23 protein-coding genes are annotated in these 22,922 nt (G+C 42.8%); 5 read left to right on the top strand and 18 right to left on the bottom strand.

Features of this window, described 5'->3' with window-relative positions:
• Window positions 1–298: 298 nt before the first annotated feature.
• The 8 genes from FN831_RS17985 to FN831_RS17955 form a co-directional block, all read right to left on the bottom strand.
• Window positions 299–1,099, bottom strand: a complete 801-nt coding sequence (locus FN831_RS17985; RefSeq protein ID WP_142529574.1) for a Fic family protein — start codon at window positions 1,097–1,099, stop codon at window positions 299–301.
• Entirely contained in the window at window positions 1,100–1,339 is a 240-nt protein-coding gene (locus FN831_RS17980) for a hypothetical protein (protein ID WP_142529573.1), read from the bottom strand.
• Between the two features lie 278 nt (window positions 1,340–1,617).
• On the bottom strand, window positions 1,618–2,271 hold the full coding sequence (locus FN831_RS17975; RefSeq protein WP_185960528.1) for a DUF4142 domain-containing protein: 654 nt from the start codon (window positions 2,269–2,271) through the stop codon (window positions 1,618–1,620).
• 29 nt (window positions 2,272–2,300) lie between these two features.
• Window positions 2,301–4,007 (bottom strand): sodium:solute symporter, encoded by a 1,707-nt coding sequence (locus FN831_RS17970; protein WP_142529571.1) that lies wholly within the window; start codon window positions 4,005–4,007, stop codon window positions 2,301–2,303.
• On the bottom strand, window positions 4,004–4,150 hold the full coding sequence (locus FN831_RS27755; RefSeq protein WP_185960527.1) for a hypothetical protein: 147 nt from the start codon (window positions 4,148–4,150) through the stop codon (window positions 4,004–4,006). Before FN831_RS27755 ends, FN831_RS17970 begins: the two co-directional genes overlap by 4 nt.
• A 3-nt stretch (window positions 4,151–4,153) precedes the next feature.
• Entirely contained in the window at window positions 4,154–6,589 is a 2,436-nt protein-coding gene (locus tag FN831_RS17965) for a PIG-L family deacetylase (RefSeq protein ID WP_142529570.1), read from the bottom strand.
• Window positions 6,590–6,677: 88 nt separating this feature from the next.
• Complete coding sequence (locus FN831_RS17960) at window positions 6,678–7,265, bottom strand: hypothetical protein (protein ID WP_142529569.1); 588 nt, start codon at window positions 7,263–7,265, stop codon at window positions 6,678–6,680.
• Between the two features lie 83 nt (window positions 7,266–7,348).
• The gene (locus tag FN831_RS17955) at window positions 7,349–7,786 is read right to left on the bottom strand and encodes a DoxX family protein (RefSeq protein ID WP_142529568.1); all 438 of its coding nucleotides are present in this window, start codon (window positions 7,784–7,786) and stop codon (window positions 7,349–7,351) included.
• 163 nt (window positions 7,787–7,949) lie between these two features.
• On the opposite strand from FN831_RS17955, the gene FN831_RS17950 reads away from it, so the two are divergent.
• On the top strand, window positions 7,950–8,939 hold the full coding sequence (locus FN831_RS17950) for a YihY/virulence factor BrkB family protein (protein ID WP_142529567.1): 990 nt from the start codon (window positions 7,950–7,952) through the stop codon (window positions 8,937–8,939).
• 63 nt (window positions 8,940–9,002) lie between these two features.
• Here the strand turns inward: FN831_RS17950 and FN831_RS17945 are convergent, their stop codons facing one another.
• The 9 genes from FN831_RS17945 to tatA all read right to left on the bottom strand — a co-directional run bounded on the left by FN831_RS17945 (window position 9,003) and on the right by tatA (window position 19,337).
• Entirely contained in the window at window positions 9,003–9,551 is a 549-nt protein-coding gene (locus FN831_RS17945) for an ORF6N domain-containing protein (RefSeq protein WP_142529566.1), read from the bottom strand.
• 44 nt (window positions 9,552–9,595) lie between these two features.
• On the bottom strand, window positions 9,596–10,255 hold the full coding sequence (locus FN831_RS17940) for a DUF6266 family protein (protein ID WP_142529565.1): 660 nt from the start codon (window positions 10,253–10,255) through the stop codon (window positions 9,596–9,598).
• A 14-nt stretch (window positions 10,256–10,269) separates the two neighbouring features.
• Window positions 10,270–10,923: a DUF6266 family protein gene (locus FN831_RS17935; protein WP_142529564.1), complete on the bottom strand. Its 654-nt coding sequence runs from the start codon at window positions 10,921–10,923 to the stop codon at window positions 10,270–10,272.
• A gap of 495 nt (window positions 10,924–11,418) precedes the next feature.
• Window positions 11,419–14,574, bottom strand: coding sequence for an efflux RND transporter permease subunit (locus FN831_RS17930; RefSeq protein WP_142529563.1), 3,156 nt, complete (start codon window positions 14,572–14,574; stop codon window positions 11,419–11,421).
• 31 nt (window positions 14,575–14,605) lie between these two features.
• A complete protein-coding gene (locus FN831_RS17925) occupies window positions 14,606–15,709 on the bottom strand; it encodes an efflux RND transporter periplasmic adaptor subunit (protein WP_142529562.1) in 1,104 nt (367 codons plus the stop codon).
• Between the two features lie 6 nt (window positions 15,710–15,715).
• Complete coding sequence (locus FN831_RS17920; RefSeq protein ID WP_142529561.1) at window positions 15,716–17,005, bottom strand: TolC family protein; 1,290 nt, start codon at window positions 17,003–17,005, stop codon at window positions 15,716–15,718.
• 69 nt (window positions 17,006–17,074) lie between these two features.
• On the bottom strand, window positions 17,075–18,439 hold the full coding sequence (locus FN831_RS17915; protein ID WP_142529560.1) for a sensor histidine kinase: 1,365 nt from the start codon (window positions 18,437–18,439) through the stop codon (window positions 17,075–17,077).
• 8 nt (window positions 18,440–18,447) lie between these two features.
• Window positions 18,448–19,125, bottom strand: a complete 678-nt coding sequence (locus FN831_RS17910) for a response regulator transcription factor (protein ID WP_142529723.1) — start codon at window positions 19,123–19,125, stop codon at window positions 18,448–18,450.
• Between the two features lie 50 nt (window positions 19,126–19,175).
• Window positions 19,176–19,337: a twin-arginine translocase TatA/TatE family subunit gene (gene tatA, locus FN831_RS17905; protein ID WP_142529559.1), complete on the bottom strand. Its 162-nt coding sequence runs from the start codon at window positions 19,335–19,337 to the stop codon at window positions 19,176–19,178.
• A gap of 216 nt (window positions 19,338–19,553) precedes the next feature.
• Here tatA and FN831_RS17900 point away from each other — a divergent pair, with 216 nt between their 5' ends.
• From FN831_RS17900 to FN831_RS17890, 3 genes are all read left to right on the top strand, one after another.
• Window positions 19,554–20,006 (top strand): KTSC domain-containing protein, encoded by a 453-nt coding sequence (locus tag FN831_RS17900; RefSeq protein WP_142529558.1) that lies wholly within the window; start codon window positions 19,554–19,556, stop codon window positions 20,004–20,006.
• A 188-nt stretch (window positions 20,007–20,194) separates the two neighbouring features.
• Complete coding sequence (locus FN831_RS17895) at window positions 20,195–20,440, top strand: hypothetical protein (protein ID WP_142529557.1); 246 nt, start codon at window positions 20,195–20,197, stop codon at window positions 20,438–20,440.
• A gap of 2 nt (window positions 20,441–20,442) precedes the next feature.
• Complete coding sequence (locus FN831_RS17890) at window positions 20,443–21,135, top strand: YgaP-like transmembrane domain (RefSeq protein ID WP_142529556.1); 693 nt, start codon at window positions 20,443–20,445, stop codon at window positions 21,133–21,135.
• A gap of 23 nt (window positions 21,136–21,158) precedes the next feature.
• Here the strand turns inward: FN831_RS17890 and FN831_RS17885 are convergent, their stop codons facing one another.
• Window positions 21,159–21,644 (bottom strand): hypothetical protein, encoded by a 486-nt coding sequence (locus tag FN831_RS17885; RefSeq protein ID WP_142529555.1) that lies wholly within the window; start codon window positions 21,642–21,644, stop codon window positions 21,159–21,161.
• 131 nt (window positions 21,645–21,775) lie between these two features.
• Between FN831_RS17885 and ychF the strand changes: the two genes are divergently transcribed.
• Entirely contained in the window at window positions 21,776–22,870 is a 1,095-nt protein-coding gene (gene ychF, locus FN831_RS17880; RefSeq protein WP_142529554.1) for a redox-regulated ATPase YchF, read from the top strand.
• The last annotated feature ends 52 nt before the right edge of the window (window positions 22,871–22,922 follow it).

The raw sequence follows: 22,922 nt of genomic DNA, 5'->3' as shown, positions 1-22,922 counted from the left end.
CAGCATTAAAAGCCGCACAAAGGGTTCATTTAAACCCTCCTCAGCTCCACACAGGCCTCTGAGATTATCTTGGAGGCCATTTTTTGCTGTTTCATAATCTCATAAATTCTATACATGATGCTGGTCTCATGTATAGGAAAGTGCCATTTTCTACATATGAGATCATCGTCATGTATAGAAAATGGCATTTTCCTATGCATGATAATTATTTAGCACTTACGTTTGCTAGAAAATCAAACAGGCTTTTATTGATGTAATAATTATCCTTCCATAGTTATTTTTGCTAAGAATGGTATTTCTATTTATTCAAACTTGCAAGGAGATACTTTCTCTTTGATTTTAGACTCTCAATTAATCGTGCTGCCATAAATTCAAGCATTGCTCCGGGCTGTTTTTCTTCCTTTGTAAAACAGTCCAGGTAATCTCTTTTGTCAACTTCTTTTATAAAAATAGGGGGAAGCCCTTTCTGTAATAAAATAAGATTCATAAAAATACGTGCTATTCTGCCATTTCCGTCACCAAATGGATGTATATGATTAAGAAATACGAAGTGGAAACGAGTAGCTATGGATAAGGGGTTAAATTCAATATCAGTAGAATTAGAATTTAAAGCTTCATTTGTTTCCTTAATTAATAATTCCATAGCCGGTTGGACTTTCTCTGGCTCTGCATATAGATGTTCTTTACCGTCAGATCTGTATGTACGGTTTTCAAAAATTTTGTATTTGCCTGGGTCGCAATATGTATCATCTGCCCATTGCGCAGGATTTTTCATCAACTCTTTGTGGAGTTTCCTGATGTTACTTTCAGTAATACGTTCTGATTGATAGTTTTCGAAAACCAAATCAAGGACCTTTTTATGATTGAGGATATCGAGATAATCAGAAATTGAAGTATCCTTTGGGCTAACGAAATCCTTTAATATTTGTATTGTCTGTCCGTGTGATATCTTATTACCTTCAAGCTTATTGGATGCATACGTAAAATCAACTTTTACTTTTTCCAGATAATCCTGGTTCCATTTTACAGGAGCTGGTTCCAGTTTGAGGATTTGTTTTTGAAGCGCGTTTATTTTTCTAAATTGATCTTCAATTGCCATTTAGATAAACTTTACATCATAATCAAAACCACTGGTTTTGATCTTTTGTAACCATCTTTTATAAGTATTTTTACCTATAATTACTTTTCCGTCACTTACGCCTAAAGTTTCGCCCACAATAAAATTTTGAAGATCTGCACGATATTCTTTCCTGAGATCAGTTATAAAAACTCCATTTTCCCTCTCAGCAAGTTTAACGAGTGTATTTATCCTTCTGGAAATAAGATCGACTGTATGCATAAACGCAATCTAATAAGATATAAATCAAAAATAACTAAATATGTGTTCATTCCAAAGCCTATCTATGATTTCGGCATCCAAAAATATGAGATACAATACGCGAACGAAAGTTCTGATATGTCCACTAAATTATGTTAAAAGGTTGTCGATCAAATCATGCTCATAATAGTTATTTGCTTTCAGCCTTATTCTTATGCATTCGAGATCTGAATCTAAAACAAGCGGGGAGGCCAAATGATGACCTCCCCGCTTATCATAAAATTTCAGGCTGCCCGGATCTATTTCATCCCAGCCTGAATAGCTTTTGCTTTTTCAAAATGACCTGTAATTACAGGGATAGTTTTATTCGCAAAATCTTTTACCTCTTTATCCTGTGCCATTGCACCGGTTTTAAACAAGGCAATTGTTTTATCATGGTCAGTAACCATCATATCAATATAATGCTTGTCAAAATCAGCACCCGTCATTTTCTTCATCATATCCATATGTGCTTTTTCTTCTGACGGATATTCAGCGGGCAGGATAATCTCCTTTTTCATTGCCAAAGCTTTCAATTCTGCATTGGCTTTAGAATGGTCTGCCACCATTTGAGCAGCAAATGCTTTTACTTTTGGATTGGTTGATTTCATTGCAACTTTACCTGCATCAACCTCCATCATTCCACCAATTGCGGCTTTTTTCATAAACGTAGCCTCATCATCATCAACTTTAGACTGGTTGGTTACATCACCGGTTTTGCCCGCCATGTTATCCGTTTTAGAACTGTCACCGGCAGGCCCCGAGCCCATTGGTACTGCGCCACCTGCTGTATCGGTTTTACCTGAATCACTCATGGAAGAATCACCCTGGCCACCACGGGTTTCAGGACTATGGCAAGCCTGAAATGTACAGGCTCCAATTGCTAATATTCCAAATAGATTTAATGCTTTCATAGGTTTATGTTTTGTATAAACCATAAACATCAAATCTGAGAAAAGGTTTTTTTAGGGTTTTTGAATACCAGCTGCAGCAGCATTGCAATCAGTACCACCAGCAGGCAGCCGATCAGATTGAGCCACAAATACGCAACGACCTTTTGCCATCCGCAGATACAAACAATCACCTCAGTAATCACAGCTGCATAAAAAACAGCTTTGCCATTTACATGCCTGATATAAAAAGCTACCAGAAATACTCCCAGGATTGTTCCATAGATATAGGAACCCAGAATGTTCACCGCTTCGAGCAGGTTACCGATTTTACTGGCATACAGGGCCATTGCAATACAAACGGCTCCCCACAGCACAGTAGACCATCGGGAAGCAGCCAGGTATTTTTCATCACCGGCTTCCTTATTGATTAATCTTTTATAAATATCAATTACACTGGTTGATGCCAGTGAGTTCAGCGCGCTGGCCGTAGAGCCCATCGATGCCAGAAAAATAATCGCGATCAGCAAGCCAATCAGCCCTTTTGGCAAATAGCGGGTCACAAAGCTGAGAAAAACATAATTGTTATCATTGATATCAGCACCCTTATCATTTTTCAGCATCAGGTCAGTAACCTGTTTACGTACCGCTTTTGTATGTTCATCGGCCTGTTGCAGGACTGTGCGTTGCTGGTCTATCACATGCTGGTTGTCACTCTCCAGTGCCTTACTGAGCTTGTTGACTGCCAGCTGTTTTGCCTGAAAGGTTTTCTCGTATTCTGCCTTGAGCACACCAAGCTGCGGTTGATAACTGCTTTTTTCAAGTTTGTTTAACTCAAAGCTGTTAAAGAAAACAGGCGGGCGGTTATATTGGTAAAAAGTAAAAACCAATACGCCAATAAGGAGGATCAGGAACTGCATCGGTATTTTCACCAGTCCGTTCATCAGCAATCCCAACCTGCTCTGGCTTACCGAAGCACCTGTCAGATACCGGCCAACCTGGCTCTGGTCTGTACCAAAATAGGACAGCTGCAGAAAAAACCCACCGATCAACCCGCTCCATACATTATACTGATTGTTCCAGTCGAACTTCAGATCGATCGCGTTGGTCCTGCCCATTTTCCCGGCAATACTGATCGCCCTGCCAAAACCGATATCAGCCGGCAACAGGTGAACCACCATAATCCCCGCGGCAAACAATCCCAGGAAGATAATGCTCATCTGCAGCATCTGTGTATAGGAAACTGCTTTGCTGCCTCCGTAAACGGTATAGGCAACAACGATCCCGCCGATACACAAAGTAGTATAGGCAGTATTGATATCCAGGATGGTGGATAAAATGATGGACGGCGCATAAATAGTAATACCTGTAGACAGCCCTCTCTGGATCAGGAATAAAAAGGCAGTGAGTGCCCGCGTATTTAAATCAAATCGCTGTTCCAGATACTCATAGGCGGTGTAAACCTTAAGGCGGTGAAAGATAGGCACAAAGGTGATACACAAAACGATCATGGCCAGCGGCAGTCCGAAATAGAACTGTACAAAACTCATTCCCGAAGAAAAAGCCAGTCCGGGAGCCGCAAGAAAAGTAATTGCACTGGCCTGCGTAGCCATTACCGACAGGCACACGCTATACCAGGGCGAAGACTGGCTGGCCAGCAGATAACCCTGTATATTTTGCGCACCGCGGCTTTTGTACATCCCGTAGGACACAATAACCACCAGTGTAAAAATTAAAACGCCCCAGTCTAAGCCACTCATTGCGTAAGCCTTGTAAAAATGTAAAAAGCTACAATCAGAAATATCAGCCAGCCGATCAGCAGCAGGTAAAACTGTTTCCAGGTCTTTACAAATGGGGGTAAATCCTGCCCTTCGTTTTCATTATGCTGCTGCTGGTCCTGCATAAATTAGTTTTTAGAAATCAGGTTGACAAACAGGCGGTATGCTCCCGGCACGCCCGCAGGCAGTTCCCTGAAGAAAGCCAGTGAGGTATATACAAATTTCCCTTTGCCAAAAGGCGCAACCAGCAAAGATCCGTTACCACTCGGCTCTCCAATATCATTCATACCCAGTACAGGCACATAGTGACTATCGATATCACCGGCAAAGTATAAACCGCGTTCCTGTATCCAGCCATCAAAATCTTTCGCCGTAATCTTATTGGGGAAATTCAGTGCAGCATCATTTGGTGCAAGGAAGCTCACTTTCGCATCTTCATCCGTTACCCTGTCGCGTGTCAGCCTGAATGGATACGGGCCAATATCATTAAATTTCAGTGTTCCGTTTACATTGTACTGAACCAGCATCGTGCCACCATTTTTCACATATTCCATCAACTTTGGCTGCATGGCAGATATCTGGTCGCTGATGTTATACAAACGTACACCCGTGATAATCGCATCATAGGCAGAAAGATCACCATCAATTACCTGTTTTTCTGTTAACCAGGTTACGTGATACCCGATTTGCGTAAGTGATTCAGGAATCAAATCTCCCGCACCGGCGATATAGCCAATGTTCATACCAGCAAATTTCAGGTCTGCCCTTTCTACCTTAGCTTCGGCAAAGGGAAAAAGCGTTTGCACAGGGATATGGTCATAGGATAAAACTTTCAGACCCTGATTGTACGTTTTTCCATCTACAGCAGCCCAAATCGACAGTTTACCGCTGGAAACAGTGCCAGCAGGCGTAATGATAAATTCAAGGTTCTTTACCGTTCCTTTAGCCGGCAGGTCAATCTCAACTTTTTCAGGAGAAACTTTCCATCCTGCAGGAACCTGAGGACTGATCAGTCCTTTCAGTCCCTCTTTAAAAGACTTTAGCTGTACTGTAATTTTCTTTGGTGTATTGTTGCTGAACAGGAATGATTTCTCTGTCATGGTAGCCGTTACCGGCGGCGCAATAACGAGTGGCTGGTATAATTCCCCTTTTACAGGATCTGTATGTTTATAAACGATTGGCCGCGTGATATCAATAAACTGCTTTCCAAAACTGATCCTGTATACTCCTGCACTTGGCGCCGGTGCTTCAGGCATGCCCAAATGGTTCAGCGAGTCAATCAAATAACTTCCGGTTGGATGTGTTTGCTTTAGCCAGTATGGCTGCGTAATACCGATAGACCTTGCAGACAATATCACTGTTTGTGTAGCCATCTGGTTAGGATTTAAATCTGAGACCTTCCCCCTGCTTAAATCCTGTAATGTAATTTTCATTGGAAAGCCGGCTCCTACGCGTGAGATCACACTAACCAGCACCGGAACAGAATCATCCAGTGCGTATGCCGGCTCTGGCGTAGTTGTTTCCATCCAGATCCCTGCACAGGCAAGAATCAGTTCATCCAGCTGCTGATGTTTAAAAGGCAGGTTTTTCACCTCCTCTTTCAATTGCAGTAAAGCAGGAATAGATTTAGCCGGAGCGGCAGCATCATAAGCTGCATTAATCGCATTCAGCATTTGCTGAGCTTTTTCAGTCCCCTTATTTCTGTCCAGCTTAAAGTCCAGGCCTTCAAAAAGATCTTTTTGAGCGGCATCCCCTGCCACCGGACTAAAAAACTCTATTGCAGAACCACGCTGCAGTGCAGAGCCAAAACCCTGGCTTTTATGATTAGAGCGGCTTTCAGCAGCAATTTCTCCATAGCTTTTTCCCAGGAGCGGGTTAAAAACACCCACATCAAGCTTTATCTGATCGTCTGAAGTAGTGTTTGCGCCTCCAAAGTTGAAGGTGTTCCAGACAATTCGTTTGGTCTTCCATATTTTTACGAATTTCAGCTGTTCAGGAAAGCGCTTTGGATCTGCCGCAGCGGCAAATGCTTCCCGGGCAAGGATTGCCGAAGCCTGGTGGTGTCCGTGACCGGCACGGGCATCTTCAGGAAAACGTGTGATGATCACATCCGGCTGAAAGTTGCGGATTACCCATACAACGTCAGAAAGGATCTGTTCCTTTCCCCATATTTTAAAACTCTCTTCAGAGGTTTTGGAAAATCCAAAGTCATTGGCGCGGCTAAAGAACTGCTCTGCACCATCTGTCCGCCTTGCGGCCAGCAATTCCTGTGTACGGATCAGGCCCAGTAAATCTCCCTGCTCGGTTCCGATCAGGTTTTGTCCCCCATCGCCCCTGGTTAATGACAGGTAGCCGGTACGCACTTTCTTTTCTTTTGACAGGTAAGTAAGCAAGCGGGTATTTTCATCATCAGGGTGTGCAGCGATATACAAAACGCTCCCTGTAACGTTTAAAGCTGCCAGGCCCTGTCTGATTTCAGCGGCGTTCAGCTGTGCTGAAGCCTGGGCTTTCACAAAAAAAGGAGCAATGCTCAGGAGGCATAAAAACGGCAGGCGATAATTCATACAGCAATATTAATTGCCGAAAATAATTAAAAATACCTCAGCAATCAGCATCCTGAGTTCAAACAACGTAACAATAATATGTAAAGCCCTACAGTAAAATCTTACTGCTGAATTCTTTGTCGATCGTAATGTAACCAGGGTATTTGATCAGCGTGCCGCCTACCATGATACTAGGCTTGATTTTTAAAGTAACCAGCCCTTTTCTGTCACCTCCGCGCAGGAAATCTGAAATCTCAGACATTACCCTTGCATTGGAAATAAACTGGTACACATTTACATTGACAGCAACAGGTACGGTTACCGTCTGTCCTGCGGCAATGCTCACCTGACGGTCTACAAAGCCATCGGCAAGTTCCTGGTTATTGATCAGTATTTTATATTCAAACTGATTGATCGCCGCCAGGTTTCCGGCAGGGTTCTCGATTTCCATATTTACGGTTGCACGCAGGGGCACATCTTTTCTCAGGAGCCCGAATGCAAGTGCAGGCAGGCTGCCCAGGTTAATATCCTGATTGTTCATCAGACGCTTCACATCCGTTCCTGCAACAGAAATATTGCTGGCCGAGATCACTCTGTACCTGCATTTTTCAAGCGCTTTGATTTGCTGCGCCTGTTTATTTACGCCACAACCAAAAAGGGTTACAGCTGCCAGGCATATCAATACTAATTTCTTCATCTTTTTGAGGGGTTGGGCATATTTTTGATAGGTTGCGGATACGATCCTGCAACACTATAACGGTCAAATATAGAATTATTGCGTTAGTATCCCCTTCTTGAACGGGTATTTCTGCGGCTGATCAATTTATCAAAACTGATTGACCCGGCCCCCGTAATCAGCAGGACAACGTAAACCAGCAAATAATGCAGTGCCGGTTCCTGTTTACCGATCGGATCATTGGCATGAACCGTAAGCAGCGCAACCAGCATGGTGATGATCAAAGGCAGTACCGCGAGCCTCGTAGCCAATCCCAATACCAGCAGGAAAGAACAAAATACTTCTGCAAATACTGCCAGTGCCAGTGAGGCTGTTGCGCCAAAGCCAAAGGGATCTGCAAACTGGATCGCGCCGCCATCAAGCAGCGTATTGAGTTTAGACATTCCGTGTGTAAGCATTAATCCTGCAATACCTAAACGCAGAATAAGCAAGGCAATATCTAAACTACGATGATTATAATTTGTAGTAAACAATCTCTTCATAAGGTAATAACATCCGTTGAAACATATATGTTTAACAAAAGACAATATTTTCAAAATACTGTTCAACGGAACTTTACACAAGGTCTCAAATTTCTTTTATCAAAACAAATTATAATTTGATAAGTTATTCAAGGCATACCTCAATACAGAAAAATAGATAAAGATGGAAGCCACAGCAAATAAAAAAATTACACTCAAGGGTCTTTGGAAAGTACTGCAAGATTCATTTTCCGGATTTTCAGATCATAAAGTGACCAAGCTGAGCGGCTCTCTCGCCTACTATACGGTATTTTCAATGGGCCCGCTGATGATCCTGATCATTTCCATCTGCAGTATTGTATGGAGAAGGGAAGCCATTGAAGGACAGGTATACTATCAGCTTGTTGATTTTTTGGGCAAAGAAAGTGCCCTGCAGATTCAGGGTATTATTAAAAATGCTGCAGTGAGCAACAAAAGCTTTTTTTCGATAGTGATTGGAGGTGTAACGTTGTTAATTGGTGCCACCACAGTTTTTGCGGAAATACAGGATTCGATCAATACGATATGGGGATTAAAGCCCAAACCAAAAAGAGGATGGCTTAAATTATTACAAAACCGGTTTTTGTCTTTTTCGGTAATCATCAGTTTGGGATTTGTGTTACTGGTTTCTCTCGGCGTAACCTCACTGATTGATGGTTTTAGTACCAAACTGGAAAAAACCTTTAGTGAGGTGTCGGTTATCTTTTTTTATATCCTGAACCAGGTAATTACGCTGGGCGTGATCTCTCTGATCTTCGCGGTGATTTTTAAGGTACTGCCGGATGCGCAGATCAAATGGCGGGATGTCATCTCCGGAGCAGTGGTTACCGCGATATTATTTATGATCGGTAAATTTGGGATTTCTATCTATATCAATCAGAGTAATGTTGGCAGTACTTATGGTGCGGCTGGTTCCTTAGTTGTGTTATTGCTATGGACTTACTATTCTTCGATTATCCTCTTTTTTGGCGCAGAGTTTACCAAAGCTTATGCAATCAATTACGGATCAGAGATCAAGCCAAACCACTATGCTGTTACTACCCGTGAAGTAGAGATTGAAACAGGAAGTGATTCGATACAGAAAAACGATGAGAAACCTACGGAGATAAAAAAGGAAGATATTCAAGAGAAGTAGATCATTTGCAGCTGTTTAGCTAAATTTCATCATGTTTGTGTAGTTTGGATTATTAGGTACTCGCTATTTAGTTTCACCGGGATTGATTGTATAACCGATACTTTTGCGTTCCGGTTTAGGCTGGTCTTTTTTCTCCAGCAGTTCATCCAGATATTTGAATACCACTTCCATATTCTTGTCCTGATTATCCAGTTTCTTTTTGATTTTCTCTACTTCCAGGCGAAGTTCAGTATGTTCGCTCAACATCTGCCTGATGCGGGTAAAGGTTCTAATGATCTGTATATTCACTTCTATGGCTGTTTCGCTATTTAGCACGCTAGACAACATCGCCACGCCCTGTTCGGTGAAGACATTTGGTGACTTCCTTAAGCCCATCTTCTCCTTATTGGATATCACATTCTGTGATTTCCAATCCGATAGTTCATCACTGGTCATCTGGAACATAAAGTCGGCAGGAAAGCGCTTCTCATTCCGTTTTATAGCCTGGTTGAGCACACGGGTTTCAACTCCGTACATTTCTGCTAGGTGTCTGTCCAACATTACTTTATGACCTCTAACCAAGTATATTTTATTGATGATGGTTTCTTCGGATATGACTATGGTTTTGCTCATGCACAAATATATTTATTATTGATTATTCAATGCATGATATTTTTTCAAGGCTTCTTTTGGAAATTAAACGCTCCAAGATACCTGGAATTGGAAACCCGCTTTCCATCTTCAGATACCAGGAACATCCAGGCATGTACCGGCCCTTTCAAATAAGTTACTGTATCTGGCATATTAGCATGACCATCACGTCGCAGGGCAAGATGATCCCAATACAACAACTGTCTGAGCCGAAGAACATCGCTGTAAAAAACAAAATGAACTTTATCATGATCTTCCACACCCATTTTTTGCCGGGGGGAGTTGATCCATTCTACTGCAATATCACCATTTTCCCTGATGATTACTTTTGGGCGGTAAACAGAATCCAGTGTTCCCTTGCTCAATTGTACCAGTGAATCATCGATGGTAAAATTTGGATACTCACCTGTAATGGCGGTATGAAAGTTTTGTTTTACAGCAGCGTTCATAGGAGTCATCAATCTTCTTTTTGAGGGATAACCATCACGTATAACCAAAACAAACTTTCTCAGATAGTGGGAAATTAATCCCAGACGGGAGCGCTGTTTTTTCTGCCGGTCTGAAGGTTGTTTACTGGACTTGCCGGGACTGGATCTGCCAATTTTAAGGTGGCGCCATCTGTATACGACAGTCTGACCCGTTCTTCCGCGAAATTCGCCAAGACCACCAGGTTGATAATGCGACATAATCTATTTTATTTTTATTCTTCGTAAGCAGGAAGTATCATTTGTCCTAAATATTCGCTGTCGGTGACGCGCTTCTGATCAGTAGACATGAATGACACATAGATCTCCATTAACGTTGGATCTTCATCTCTGATCATCGAAAACTGATATTTACCTGCTGATCTTCTTGTAGCATGGGTTTCAAATTCTGCACTTTTCAGCTTCGGAAGATAAACAAGAACCATCAGCTGGTCATCGTGTCTGAACTGGTTTTTGACGAGGTCGGTATCCCAGGAGAATTCCAGGCCGTCTTCATTCAGGCTGACCTGAAGGCCGGTAGTTTTTTGCATCTTACCTTTAGTAAACTGAACTTTGGTATAATCAATTTCCTGATTGGGGTACTCACCCTTAATCGCATTCAAGAGCGTATGCGAAAGCATCAGGTCATTCGCAGTTTTTTTTTGCGCAAGCCCTTCAGGTTTCATTCCAACATGGATGAACTCCTTTACAGGTGAAATAAACTCATTTGTAATTTTAATCTTTTGACGGGATTTACGCTGGTCTTTGGTTGCGGGTTTAGAGGATATGCCGATCTTACGCTTAACCAGCTTCCCCATTCTAATGTAAGTAACTGTATCTCCAACTCTACCTATAAAACCATCCCAGGCATCCATGTTTGCTTTGGCCATAAAATAAAGAATTATGTTAATAATCAATTAATTACAAATAATTTAAACATATCAGGAATAACTTGCAAGAGTTTATGCATATTTTTATTTCATAGTATCCTGCTTCGTTCGTACGCTGGTCGGGTTTTGCTCAGTATTACAAGGTATATACGGGGTATCTACGTTAAATCAACGTTATATTTGTGACGGGTTTGGTACGGGTTTGATTCGTGTTTGTTCCGTGTTTGAAATGATATTTATCCTTTGCAAACACCTGATAAACATGCTTTGGAGGCGCTTAAAGAATGAATTAGATCTAATTTTGATCCTACGTAATAACCTTGTAATCACGAGCAACCTACGAACAAAGGACGACCAGTATATAGTTGGTGTATTACGTTAAAAAGGGGCCTGCTTGCGCAGCACCCCTTCCCAGTGTTTGGCGAGGAACATAGTGGATCTGCCAATCCTTTTATGCTCCTGCAAACACAACCCTAACCAACTGAAAAACTATTCTTAAATACTATTTTGCGCCGCTCTTGCCAAATCTCTTGTATCTACTATGTGGTCAGCTTTTTTCCTGTATGCCCAGTAGAAAACTATAGGATAAACAAAAAGACTGAACAGCGTATTTGTAATCAACCCTCCTATCACCACAATCGCCAGCGGTTTGGAAGCCTCAGAGCCAATTCCGGTAGATAAAGCTGCAGGCATCAATCCGATAGCAGCCATCATCGCGGTCATAATCACCGGGCGCAGCCTCGTAGCGATACCATCTTTCAGCGCATCTGAAAATGTCCAGGTAGGATGATACTTCAGGTCTGCGATATTCGTTTTGAACCTGGTTAAGAGGATCACCCCATTCTGTACACAGATCCCGAACAGTGCAATAAATCCAATCCCGGCAGAGATATTAAAGTTTACCCCTGATGCCAGGAGGGCCAGTATTCCGCCCACCATGGCAAAAGGTACATTGTTTAATACAAGCAGGGAATCTTTAATATTTCCAAACAGTACGAACAGGATAAAGAAGATCAGCAGCAAACTGATCGGTACTGCCTGTGATAACCTTGCAGTTGCCCTTTGCTGATTTTCAAAATCACCTGCCCACTGCAGATTATATTCTTTTGGTAATTTAATTTTCGCATTTACCTTAGCCTGCGCTTCGGCAATCGTACTGCCCATATCCCTTCCCCTGATAGAGAATTTGATGGCACCGTAACGTTCGTGTTTATCACGGTATATGATGCTCGGACCGGTTACCTTTTTGATTGTGGAGATTTCGCTCAGCGGGATCTTTGCACCGGATAAACTCTGGATACGCAGATTACCTATAGACTGCTCGTTTTGCCTGAACGAATCAGGATACCTGATCCTGAGGTCAAACTTGCGTTCGCCTTCAAAAATCTGTGTAGCAGCCTTTCCGCCGATTGCCATTTCAATAACTGCATTGGCATCTTCGGTAGTTACACCATATAAAGCCATTTTAGTCTGATCAAGATTGATCTGCAGTTCTGGCTGTCCAAGGTTTCTGAGGATACCCAAATCTTCGATACCGGGTACGGTTTTCAGGATGGCCTCAATCTTTTCTTCCTCGTTCTCGATGTAATTATAATCGTTGCCGAACATCTTTACCACTATAGATCCTTTCACACCGGATACCGCTTCTTCCACGTTGTCTGAAATAGGTTGTGAAAAGTTCAGTGCAATTCCGGGATATCCTTTGAGCCTTTCCTGCATGCGTTCTACCAGCTGCTCCTTAGTCTCGTGGCGCTTCCATTCATCCTTAGGATAGATATCCACCAGGAACTCCATATTATAGAATCCTGTAGCATCCGTACCATCATTTGGCCTTCCGGTTTGGGAGACCACCTGTTTCACTTCATCAAAATGAAGGAAGATTTTGCGGATCTCATTGGAAAGCTTTTTGGTTTCATCCAGCGAGATGCTCAGCGGTGCGCTGGCCCTTACATAGATCGACCCTTCGTCCAGTGTCGGCAGAAATTCTGTTCCGAGGAATTTAAAGCTGAACAGTCCCGCTACCAGGATGATCATCGCTACCGGGAACACCAGCTTGCGCGCTTTAAACGCCGCATTGTAAATACTGATCGTTCCATTGGTAATTGCCCGCAGAAAAAAGTTGTGTTTTTCTTTTACATCCTTCTTCAGCAATACACTTGCCAGTGCAGGTACCAGGGTAAAGGTAAGGATCAGTGCGCCCAGCAAGGCAAAACTTAAGGTCCATGCCAGCGGTGAGAACATTTTACCTTCTACCTTTTCAAAAGTGAAGATCGGCAGCAGACCGGTTACGATAATCAGCTTCGCAAAGAAGATCCCTTTACCGTTTTCAAGACAGGCCCTTTTGATAATTCCCAGCTTGCTCAGCTTGTTGAATTTCTCCATTCCGTCTTTTTCCGCCCGATGGTCGAGCGCTACAAATATACCCTCAACCATCACGACGGCCCCGTCTATGATGATCCCGAAATCTATCGCCCCCATCGATAAGAGATTGGCAGACATACCTTTCAGCTTTAAACAGATAAAAGCGAAAAGCAATGCCAGTGGTATGATGATGGAAACAATCACTGTTGTCCGCCAGTCGGCCATGAAAAGGAATACAATAACAGTTACGAAGATTATCCCTTCCATCATGTTGTGCATTACCGTATGGATGGCATAGTTTACCAGGTTTTCCCTGTCATAGAAGGTGTTGATTTTCACATCCGCGGGCAGGATGTTCTCATTGATATCGGTGATCTTTTCCTTGAGGCGTTTAAGTACTTCGCTGGGATTTTCGCCCTTGCGCATCACCACGATGCCTTCTACTACATCGGGGTCGTTATCCCTGCCTACCTGACCCAGTCTGGGCAGTGCACTTTCAGTTACCTCGCCAATGGTCTTTACATATACCGGCGTCCCGTTAATATTATCCACGATCACATTTTTGATCTCGTCGATATTGTTGAGCACACCTATACCGCGTACCACGTAGGCTTGTCCGGCTTGCGTAATTACATCACCGCCAACGTTGATATTACTTTTGGATACTGCATCAAAAACTTCTTTTGCGGTTACGCCGTACTGTATAGATTTTTGCGGATCTACCGTGATCTGGTAGGTTTTTACTTCTCCGCCAAAGCTTACCACATCGGCAACTCCTGGTACAGAAAGGATCTCTCTTTCCACTACCCAGTCCTGCAGGGTTTTCAGTTCCCTGACAGATTTTTTATCGCTCTGCAATGTATAGCGGAAGATCTCACCTGTTGGGCCGGAAGAAGGCTGTATGCCGGGAGAAACACCTGCCGGAAGATCTGCATCATCCATGTGGTTGTTTACCTGCACCCTGGCAAAAGCATAATCCACATCATCCTCAAACGTGATTTTCACGATAGACAATCCAAATAATGATGAAGAGCGGATACTGGTTTTCTTCTCTGTGGGGTTCATCGCTATTTCCAGCGGCCTGGTCACAAACTTCTCTACCTCCTCAGCACTTCTGCCCGGCCATTGGGTAATGATGGTGATATTGGTATTGGTGACATCAGGAAAAGCTTCTATGGTGGTATTCTTGAAACTTAGGTAGCCGGCCACGATCATCACAAGCGTGGCAAAAAATACGAAGTATTTATTTTTTAGGGCAAAACCTATGATCGATTTAATGAATTTGTTCATTACAATGAGTTTAATCTAGCGTCCTGAAAAATTAGTCCTTAAGGCTCTGGTAAAGGAATACCGTTTTTGAAGCAACTATACGGTCGCCCGCTTTGAGGCCGCTGCTGATATATGCAGTGTCGCCCGACTGGCGTTCTATCGTCACTTCCTGTATCCTGATCTTCTTCACTTTATCCAGCACCAGCACGTAATTTTTATTTTCGTCGAACACGATATTGTTGACATTCACTGAGGGCAGATCGCTATTTGTTTTTGCAGAAATCTGTACCGTTGCCATCATTCCTGGTTTTAATAAAAGGCCCGGATTGGCGATGCTCACACGTGCATTCATCACCTTACTATCAGGATCTAAAACATTATAGATTTTATCTATTTTACCTGTAAAGACTTTATCAGGATAAGAAAGGATCGAAATTTTTACCGGATCGCCCTGCTGAATGCTTGAGATATCAGACTCATAAATATTGATCACACCCCATACCGTAGAGAGGTCTGCCACGGTAAACAGGCTCTGGTTATTATCCGGTCTGATGGCCATATTGTTGTTCAGGTTTTTCTCGATCACAAACCCTGAGATCGGCGATCTTAAAGTATAACTGCCATTTGTGCTGCCGCCGTTGAGGCTCAGCACAGACCTGCTGCGTTTGTCTTCCGCCTGTTTTACCAGAAAATCGTTTTTAGCTTCTTCCAGTTCTCTTGCTGACGACAGGCCACTGTTGAACATATCCTGCGCCTGCTTCAACGTTCTTTTCGCGTTATTGAGTTCGGCAGATGAGCTGATGGCGTCCTTATCAAAGGTCGCCATCTCGGGGCTGCCGAGCGTAGCCAAAACCTGTCCTTTAGAAACATGGTCGCCCAGTTTTACCGGCACGGAGCGTACACTGCCGCTTACCATCGGGAATATTCTGGATGTTGTTTCTTCATTGGGAGCTATTTTAGCAGAGAAGCTTAAGCTGGGTCTACTGTTTGGATTCCTCACCGTGTCTATCTGCAGGCGGTTCACCAGTGAGTCTGTAAGCGTAAATTTATCATCTTTAGGCTGTTCTTTTGGATGTTCAGAACAGCTCTGTAAAACGATGGCAGTCGTCAGGATGCTGAGCGTAAGCATACTGAATTTTTTGAGATGAATTTGCATGGTAATTTATTTGAAAATAGTGGAACCGGTAACATAATTGATTTCTTCTTTGGCATTCATGCGCTGATATTTCATATCATTCATCTGAAGCGTGCTCTGTCTGTAAGAGTCATAGAAATCCATAAATTCGATCAGGCTTAAATTCCTGTTTTTAAAGTTTTTGATCACTTCGGTGATCAGCTTATCAAAATCTGTATTGAAGTTTTTGTCGAAACCCTTGTAGAGGTTCTCTGTCCTCAGTGCTGTTTTATAGCTGTTGGAAACTTCGTTTTCTAAAGTAGATTCCTGCTGGTTCAGCATGTTTTTTCCGGCGTCAACAGCGATCTTTGCTTTTTTGATTTCGCCCTGGTTCCTGTTAAACAGCGGCAGTGGAATGCTTAGTCCAAGGCCGGTATAATTATTCGGATGGCTTCCCTGAAGGTCGTACACCAGCGATAACTGAACATCCGGCACAGCCAGTGCTTTCTGTACCATCAGGCTTTTTTCTGCATAGCTGATACCCGTTTGGGTAAGCTTGAGATCCGCGCGGTTGTTACGTGCAGAATCAAGTAAGGTAGTGTATACAGTTTTGTCCAGCTGATAATTTTGTTCTTCTGCAGGGTCCATCACCAGGCTGATATTGCTGTCGGCCTTAATATTGGTCATCAGCTTCAGATCGGTTTCCATATCTTCTATACTATTCTCCAAATTGGTATATTCTGTCTGGAGGCTGTAAACAAGTGACTTGATCCTGATCACATCCTTTACGGCGATATTACCTGCTTTGAACTGTGCTTCGGAAGCCGAAAGCAGCTTTTGCAGCGAACTGATCTGCTGCTGGTAGAGCTTTGCACTTTGCTGTGCATAATATGTCTTGTAAAAGTTTGCCCTGAGGTTATACCTGAGGGTGCGCATCAGGTCGAAATACTGGTACTCGGCCAGTTTTACACCAACCGTGGCCAGCTGAATATTCTTGTTGCGTTTGCCGGCGAGCTTTACTAGCTGCGAAATTGAAGCCTGGTATTCGCCATTTGTTTTGGAGGTTTCAAAAAACCTTTTAGTATCAGGGTTATACAACTGAGTTTCGGCAGTCAGCGTTGGGTTATCAAATAATTTGGCAGTGATCATATCGGCTTTTGCCTGATCCGTCTGGTAATTTTGGGCAATTAACTGATAGTTGTGCTGTACAAAAAGTTTTTCGGCCTGCGGCAAACTAAGCTGCAGCGTATCGGCCGATTGGGCTGCTGCCTGTTCTGCGAAACCTAGCAGGGTTAAGCAGAGGATGAACTGATAAAGTTTGAGAGGGGTAGTTACCATTGACTTGTTGTTTTAAACAAATCTAATTTGGCAAAATTAAAGGTGAATTAAAGGGTAATTAAAAACTGGTTAAAATGAACAAAATGCCATTTTAAAGGTAGTTCCGCCGCCAATTGATGACTCAGCGCTGATCTTTCCGCCAAACAAAGTGATGATTTTATGGGCCATGTAAAGACCCATTCCATTGCCCGCATGTTCGGCTTTGCCGGATAAACTGTAGAAGGGCTTAAAGATCTCTTCCAGTTTATCTGCGGCGATGCCCACGCCCTGATCGCTGATGGTAAGGATGATTCCCGCAGGTGTCATTTCCATTACACAGTTAACCTGCTGATTATCGGAAAATTTAAAGGCGTTGCCTATAATATTGTCCAGTGCAATTTGTAACAGCGTTGGGTTGGCCCTGATGATCAGGGAGGATTCATCCTCCAGAGGCAGGTTGATCATCTCAACGTTCAGCTTTCCGGCTCCCTTCTTATAATTCCATTCTGACTGCAGCTGCCAGATCAGTTCATCCAGCCGGATATCAATGGCTTTGGATGAGCTGTATTCCAGATCGGCCTGGGCGAGGTTCAGGAGCGCTGTAATGATGTTCTCTAATTTTTCTGCATCCTCCAGCACCGAATGCAGTGCAGCTGCGTAGTCCTCTTTTTCACGTTCTTTGGAAAGGGCGATTTCTGTACCGATGATCATTCTGGTAACGGGTGTCCGCAGCTCATGGGAGGCATTGGCCACAAAGGTTTTCTGCAGGATAAATGAGTGCTCAAGGTGTTCCATCAGGTTATTGAAATTCTGCGCGAGGAGCGTAATCTCATCTTTGTTTTTGCCTTCTTCCACGCGGAAATGCAGGTTATTTGATTTGATCAGTTTCACCTGTTCAATGAACACATTCAGCGGGGCAAGGATGCGTGTGGCTATCCAGCGCCCGCAAATCAGTAAGCCCAGAAAGATCACGATAAAAACAATGATCATGACTTTCAGAAGCTGCTGTACCCTTACTTCTGTAGCATGGTCTATGGCCGAAGCAATGATCACAAAATCTCCCTGGTTGTCTTTATAAAAAATCCCGACAACCTGTCTGTTGCCATCTTTAAAGCGCACTTTGCCCTGCTGCCGCACCAGATCTATGGTTTCGTTGGTCCAGAACTGCTGGTCGTCTCCGATAAAAGTAGGGTTATTTCGCTCGTTATAGATCCGGATCACTTCTCCGTCAAGCTTTTCGAGATATTGCTCGCGTACCTTATTCAGTGCGTCGCTTGAAATCTCGTCCGCTTTCAGATAAAGCTTGGCGGTAACCATTGTACGGTCGGTGAGCCGCTCAAAGAATTCTGTTTCCATGACTTTCCCGAAGGAAAAATAAACCACCATCAGCACGCAAAGCAGGGTTAGGGTACTGATCAGCGTAAAATACAAAGCCAAACGATCTTTTATCTTCATTTGTCTTTTTATTTCATAATATAACCCATCCCTATTTTAGTGTGGATCAGCTTGGTATCAAATCCTTTCTCGATCTTGTTCCTGAGGAAGTTTACATATACATCGATGACATTGGTACCGGTATCAAAACTGATATCCCAGGCATTTTCGGCAATGTACTGGCGTGACAGTAGCCGGTTTGGGTTTTTGAGGAAGAGCTCTAAAAGTGTAAATTCTTTTGCAGTCAGCTGGATATCTTTCCCCTCGCGCTGAACGGTTTTGCTGTAGGTATCCAGTATAATGCCAGCATAGCTCAGCAGGTTTTTCTGCTGGGTAAAGGCCGGGGCATGCCTCCTCAGCAGCGCTTCGATCCTGGCAAGCAGTTCTTTGAAATGGAAGGGTTTTACCAGGTAATCGTCGGCGCCGGAGTTGAGCCCAAGTACCTTATCGTCTACAGAGCCCAGGGCTGTAAGCATTAAAATAGGCACTTTTTTATTCGTTTCCCGCAGCTGGCGGCATACTTCGATACCGTTCATGCCGGGCATCATCACATCAAGGATGATGAGGTCAAAGTCTTCTTCCTGGAAAGCATTTAAGGCCATACCGCCATCAGAAATAGTGGTTACGCTGTAATTATGCTCCTGAAGCCCGGTTTTTATAAGGCTGGCAATCTTGACATCATCTTCTGCTAATCCGATCTTAAACATGGGCTGAGTGGTGTTAGTTGAGCCATAAAGGTAACTATCTATTTCCAAACTCATTCATGTCCGTTTTGACCGTCTTTAAATTCTTTAATTCCCTGTCCCAGTCCCTTCATCAGCTCAGGGATTTTTTTGCCGCCGAAAAGGAGCAGCACGACAACGAGGATCACCAGGATTTCGGGGGTGCCCAGGGCAGCCAGTAATGTTGAATTGAACATATGTTCTGAAAATTTAAAAGGTATAATCAAAATTAAAACGGGCCAGTTAAAGCCGGATTAAAAGCAAATTAAAAAGTGATTAAATATCAATAACATAACCTTAATCTTAGTTTCGTTTTTAAAATTGTACCTTTGCGAAAATGTTTCCCTGATCCATCGGTTGATCCTGCCATTCAGCCTGTTAATCACAAACAGTTATTGCCCCTTAAATACATTATGAAGAAGATTGTTGATTACAGAAAATTATTGGGTGTTCAGAAAGATGCCGAACTTAAAGAGTTAAAAACTATTTACAGAAATTTAATGAAGGAATATCATCCGGATAAATTTCAGGAAAGCGACGAAGCTAAATTAGCCGCTGAGGTAAAAAGTAAAGAAATTATTGAGGCCTACCATTTCCTGGTAAGCATTGCTCCGGAAACGCTTGCGCTTTCAATTGAAGAATATACAGCTACAACTGCTACATGTGGTATTGCTGACTATAAATGGGCAGGATTGGTGCTTACAGTGTATTTCCTTGACGGAAGTGCATATGAATATTTTGAAGTACCTAAAGCGATTTATGTGAAATTAGTCAATGCCGATTCTCCGGGCAGGTTTGCACGCCGTCATATTTTCACTTCATTCCCTTACAGGAATATCGTGAAACTGGAAGAAGCGCAGAACTAAGCTTTTAAGTTTTCAGATCTCCGGACGGTAAATCCGGGATATTAAAATAATAAACACTTGCAGACTAATTTTTGCAGGTGTTTTTTTTATGCGCGCCTGGCGCAAAAAAAAAACGCGTCCATCAATTAAACTCAAGTTCCCGAAACACTCATGCCCTAAATCTGTTACCTAGATATAAAAGATAAATTATGGCAGAGCTAGAATTACATAATCCAGAGTTTGACATTGTTATCAACCTGGACGGACAAAGCAAAACGATTACCGTTAAACCTGATGAAACCAGTGATGGCGTAGAATATTTTGTCTGCAAATCAGGAGATGAGCAGATCACACAGATCAGACTGGATGAAGATCAGAAATGGGAACAACTCTGGGGCGAGCTCAGTGATGAAGAAGTTGCTGCAATCGGCGAGGCTATTGAACAAAAGAAATAAATATGGAGACGCATCAGGAACATCTTAAATTACGATCGGGTAATTTTTCAATAGAAAAACAGCAGCATGAGAATGTAGGTCTGACAGAAAGATTTGTTTCTGTATTTGCGGGAGCAATACTGCTTAGCAAAGGGCTCAGAAATCCTTTTAAACCAAAATTCTTATATGGTGCATACCTCACATACAGAGGTTTTACCGGCCGCTGCCTGTTTTACGAACAGCTGGATATAGACGGAACAAAACCACAGGCGGTTAATATCCGCGGCGAGTTTGTGATCGACCGTCATGCGGCAGAGGTTTATGCCTATTGGAGAAATCTGAATAATCTTCCAGGCAGTGTAAATCATTTGTTTGATGTAAAGATGCTGAGCGAAAAGGTTTCGCACTGGAAAAGCAAGGTGCTTGGCAATATTCTCCCGGTAGACTGGACTGCAGAAATCGTGAAAGATGAGCCCGGCCGTCTGATCGGATGGAGATCGGCAAAAGGCTCAGTACTTCAGCATGTCGGGAAAGTAGAGTTTGAACAAATACCAGACGGGATGGGCACAAACCTTAAGATCGTTTTGTCCTACCATCCTCCTGTTGGCGGGGTAGGAATAGGTTTGGCAAGATTATTCAATCCCTATTTTGAGCAACTGCTGAGCAAAGAAATCAAAACTTTTAAACATGAAATAGAAAGCCCTGCCCGGTATTAGACCGGCGGGCTTTGCCTTGACCTTTATCGGGATGCCATTGCAATGCCTCCTATTGCCACCAGTATGATCGCAAAAGCATAAAATGCAATGATAATGATGGTCAGGATTCCCCAGAATTTAAAGTAGGATTTCATTTTGCTCATCGCAACAGATAAACTTGGCTGATCTGCAAATAAAACCGCCTGGTTTGTAGCCGCAGAAAATTTATACAACAGATAACTGGGGTAGAAAATGAAGACGGCAAAAAGCAAATACATCACCGTCAGGCCTGCCGCACCGATTTTCATCAAAGGACTGTTTGGCTGTACTGCAGATATAGTATTCAATACTGCACCTGCGCCAAATGCGCCAATCGCCGTCATTCCCGCAAAAACGAACCCTACAATAGCCAGGAATTTTGTCCATTTAGCAGTCTCATACAAATAACTTCGCACATCCTCTGAAACCCATAATGCATCCACTTCATCTTCATGTTGCGAAACCGGTTCTATTTCTTCAAAGTTGTCCATATTGCTGGGATAGATTAAAACTTATATTTAAGTTGTTAAACATAATGAATATTTGGGTCTGGCGCAAGTTTATTGCATCAGGCATTTAAAAAAATTGATACCTTTGCGGCAAATCAAGAAAATAATCATTCATGGCATTACAATGTGGTATAGTTGGTTTACCAAATGTTGGGAAATCTACCCTGTTTAACTGTTTATCAAACGCAAAAGCTCAGGCGGCAAACTTTCCGTTTTGCACAATTGAACCAAATATCGGTGTAATTACCGTACCTGACGAAAGGCTAACCAAGCTCGAAGAACTGGTAAAACCTAATCGTGTAGTACCTAATACGATTGAAATTGTTGATATCGCTGGTTTAGTAAAAGGGGCATCAAAAGGTGAAGGACTTGGGAACCAGTTTTTAGGGAACATCAGGGCTACCAATGCGATCATACATGTATTGCGTTGTTTTGATGATGGAAATGTGATCCACGTAGATGGTTCTGTTGATCCTATACGCGACAAAGAAATTATTGATACTGAACTGCAGCTGAAAGATCTTGATACCGTTGAAAAACGTATTCAGAAAGTTGAAAAACTAGCTAAAACTGATAAAGAAGCAAAACGTACGTTTGAGGTTTTAAGTGTGATCAAACCACATTTGGAAAGCGGAAAATCAGTGCGTTCTGCAGCACTTGAAAAAGATGACTTTGACTTTATCGAGGGCTTGGGATTACTCACCCAAAAACCGGTAATGTATGTATGTAATGTAGATGAGAATTCTGTGATCAACGGAAATTCATATGTTGACCGTGTGAAAGAAGCTGTAAAGGATGAGAATGCCGAAGTTTTGATTATTTCTGCTAAAATAGAATCTGAGATTGCAGAACTTGAAAGCTATGAAGAACGCCAGGAGTTTTTGTCTGACCTGGGCCTACAGGAATCCGGTGTGAATAAGCTGATCGTAGCTGCTTACCGCTTACTTGATCTGTATACGTATTTTACAGCGGGAGTACAGGAAGTAAGGGCATGGACAATCACTAAAGGCTTTACTGCACCGCAGGCAGCTGGTGTGATCCACACCGACTTCGAGAAAGGATTTATCCGTGCTGAGGTCATCAAGTATATTGACTTCGTGACATTAGGCTCAGAGAACGCCTGTAAAGATGCCGGAAAGCTTGGTGTTGAGGGAAAAACCTATGTTGTGGAAGATGGAGATATCATGCACTTCAGGTTTAACGTATAATAAAATATAACTTCATAAAAATCCCGCTTTAGCTGTAAGGTTAAACCGGGAT

This window comes from Pedobacter westerhofensis, assembly GCF_900182595.1.
In the GTDB taxonomy this organism is placed as follows: domain Bacteria; phylum Bacteroidota; class Bacteroidia; order Sphingobacteriales; family Sphingobacteriaceae; genus Pedobacter; species Pedobacter westerhofensis.
Note: the sequence above shows the minus strand (reverse complement) of the source record. Positions and strands in the feature narration are given on the sequence as shown.

Coding starts and splice junctions, on each gene's coding strand:
- FN831_RS17985 (WP_142529574.1), bottom strand. CDS start 1,099: ATGGCAATTGAAGATCAATTTAGAAAAATAAACGCGCTTCAAAAACAA.
- FN831_RS17980 (WP_142529573.1), bottom strand. CDS start 1,339: ATGCATACAGTCGATCTTATTTCCAGAAGGATAAATACACTCGTTAAA.
- FN831_RS17975 (WP_185960528.1), bottom strand. CDS start 2,271: ATGAAAGCATTAAATCTATTTGGAATATTAGCAATTGGAGCCTGTACA.
- FN831_RS17970 (WP_142529571.1), bottom strand. CDS start 4,007: ATGAGTGGCTTAGACTGGGGCGTTTTAATTTTTACACTGGTGGTTATT.
- FN831_RS27755 (WP_185960527.1), bottom strand. CDS start 4,150: ATGCAGGACCAGCAGCAGCATAATGAAAACGAAGGGCAGGATTTACCC.
- FN831_RS17965 (WP_142529570.1), bottom strand. CDS start 6,589: ATGAATTATCGCCTGCCGTTTTTATGCCTCCTGAGCATTGCTCCTTTT.
- FN831_RS17960 (WP_142529569.1), bottom strand. CDS start 7,265: ATGAAGAAATTAGTATTGATATGCCTGGCAGCTGTAACCCTTTTTGGT.
- FN831_RS17955 (WP_142529568.1), bottom strand. CDS start 7,786: ATGAAGAGATTGTTTACTACAAATTATAATCATCGTAGTTTAGATATT.
- FN831_RS17950 (WP_142529567.1), top strand. CDS start 7,950: ATGGAAGCCACAGCAAATAAAAAAATTACACTCAAGGGTCTTTGGAAA.
- FN831_RS17945 (WP_142529566.1), bottom strand. CDS start 9,551: ATGAGCAAAACCATAGTCATATCCGAAGAAACCATCATCAATAAAATA.
- FN831_RS17940 (WP_142529565.1), bottom strand. CDS start 10,255: ATGTCGCATTATCAACCTGGTGGTCTTGGCGAATTTCGCGGAAGAACG.
- FN831_RS17935 (WP_142529564.1), bottom strand. CDS start 10,923: ATGGCCAAAGCAAACATGGATGCCTGGGATGGTTTTATAGGTAGAGTT.
- FN831_RS17930 (WP_142529563.1), bottom strand. CDS start 14,574: ATGAACAAATTCATTAAATCGATCATAGGTTTTGCCCTAAAAAATAAA.
- FN831_RS17925 (WP_142529562.1), bottom strand. CDS start 15,709: ATGCAAATTCATCTCAAAAAATTCAGTATGCTTACGCTCAGCATCCTG.
- FN831_RS17920 (WP_142529561.1), bottom strand. CDS start 17,005: ATGGTAACTACCCCTCTCAAACTTTATCAGTTCATCCTCTGCTTAACC.
- FN831_RS17915 (WP_142529560.1), bottom strand. CDS start 18,439: ATGAAGATAAAAGATCGTTTGGCTTTGTATTTTACGCTGATCAGTACC.
- FN831_RS17910 (WP_142529723.1), bottom strand. CDS start 19,125: ATGTTTAAGATCGGATTAGCAGAAGATGATGTCAAGATTGCCAGCCTT.
- tatA (WP_142529559.1), bottom strand. CDS start 19,337: ATGTTCAATTCAACATTACTGGCTGCCCTGGGCACCCCCGAAATCCTG.
- FN831_RS17900 (WP_142529558.1), top strand. CDS start 19,554: ATGAAGAAGATTGTTGATTACAGAAAATTATTGGGTGTTCAGAAAGAT.
- FN831_RS17895 (WP_142529557.1), top strand. CDS start 20,195: ATGGCAGAGCTAGAATTACATAATCCAGAGTTTGACATTGTTATCAAC.
- FN831_RS17890 (WP_142529556.1), top strand. CDS start 20,443: ATGGAGACGCATCAGGAACATCTTAAATTACGATCGGGTAATTTTTCA.
- FN831_RS17885 (WP_142529555.1), bottom strand. CDS start 21,644: ATGGACAACTTTGAAGAAATAGAACCGGTTTCGCAACATGAAGATGAA.
- ychF (WP_142529554.1), top strand. CDS start 21,776: ATGGCATTACAATGTGGTATAGTTGGTTTACCAAATGTTGGGAAATCT.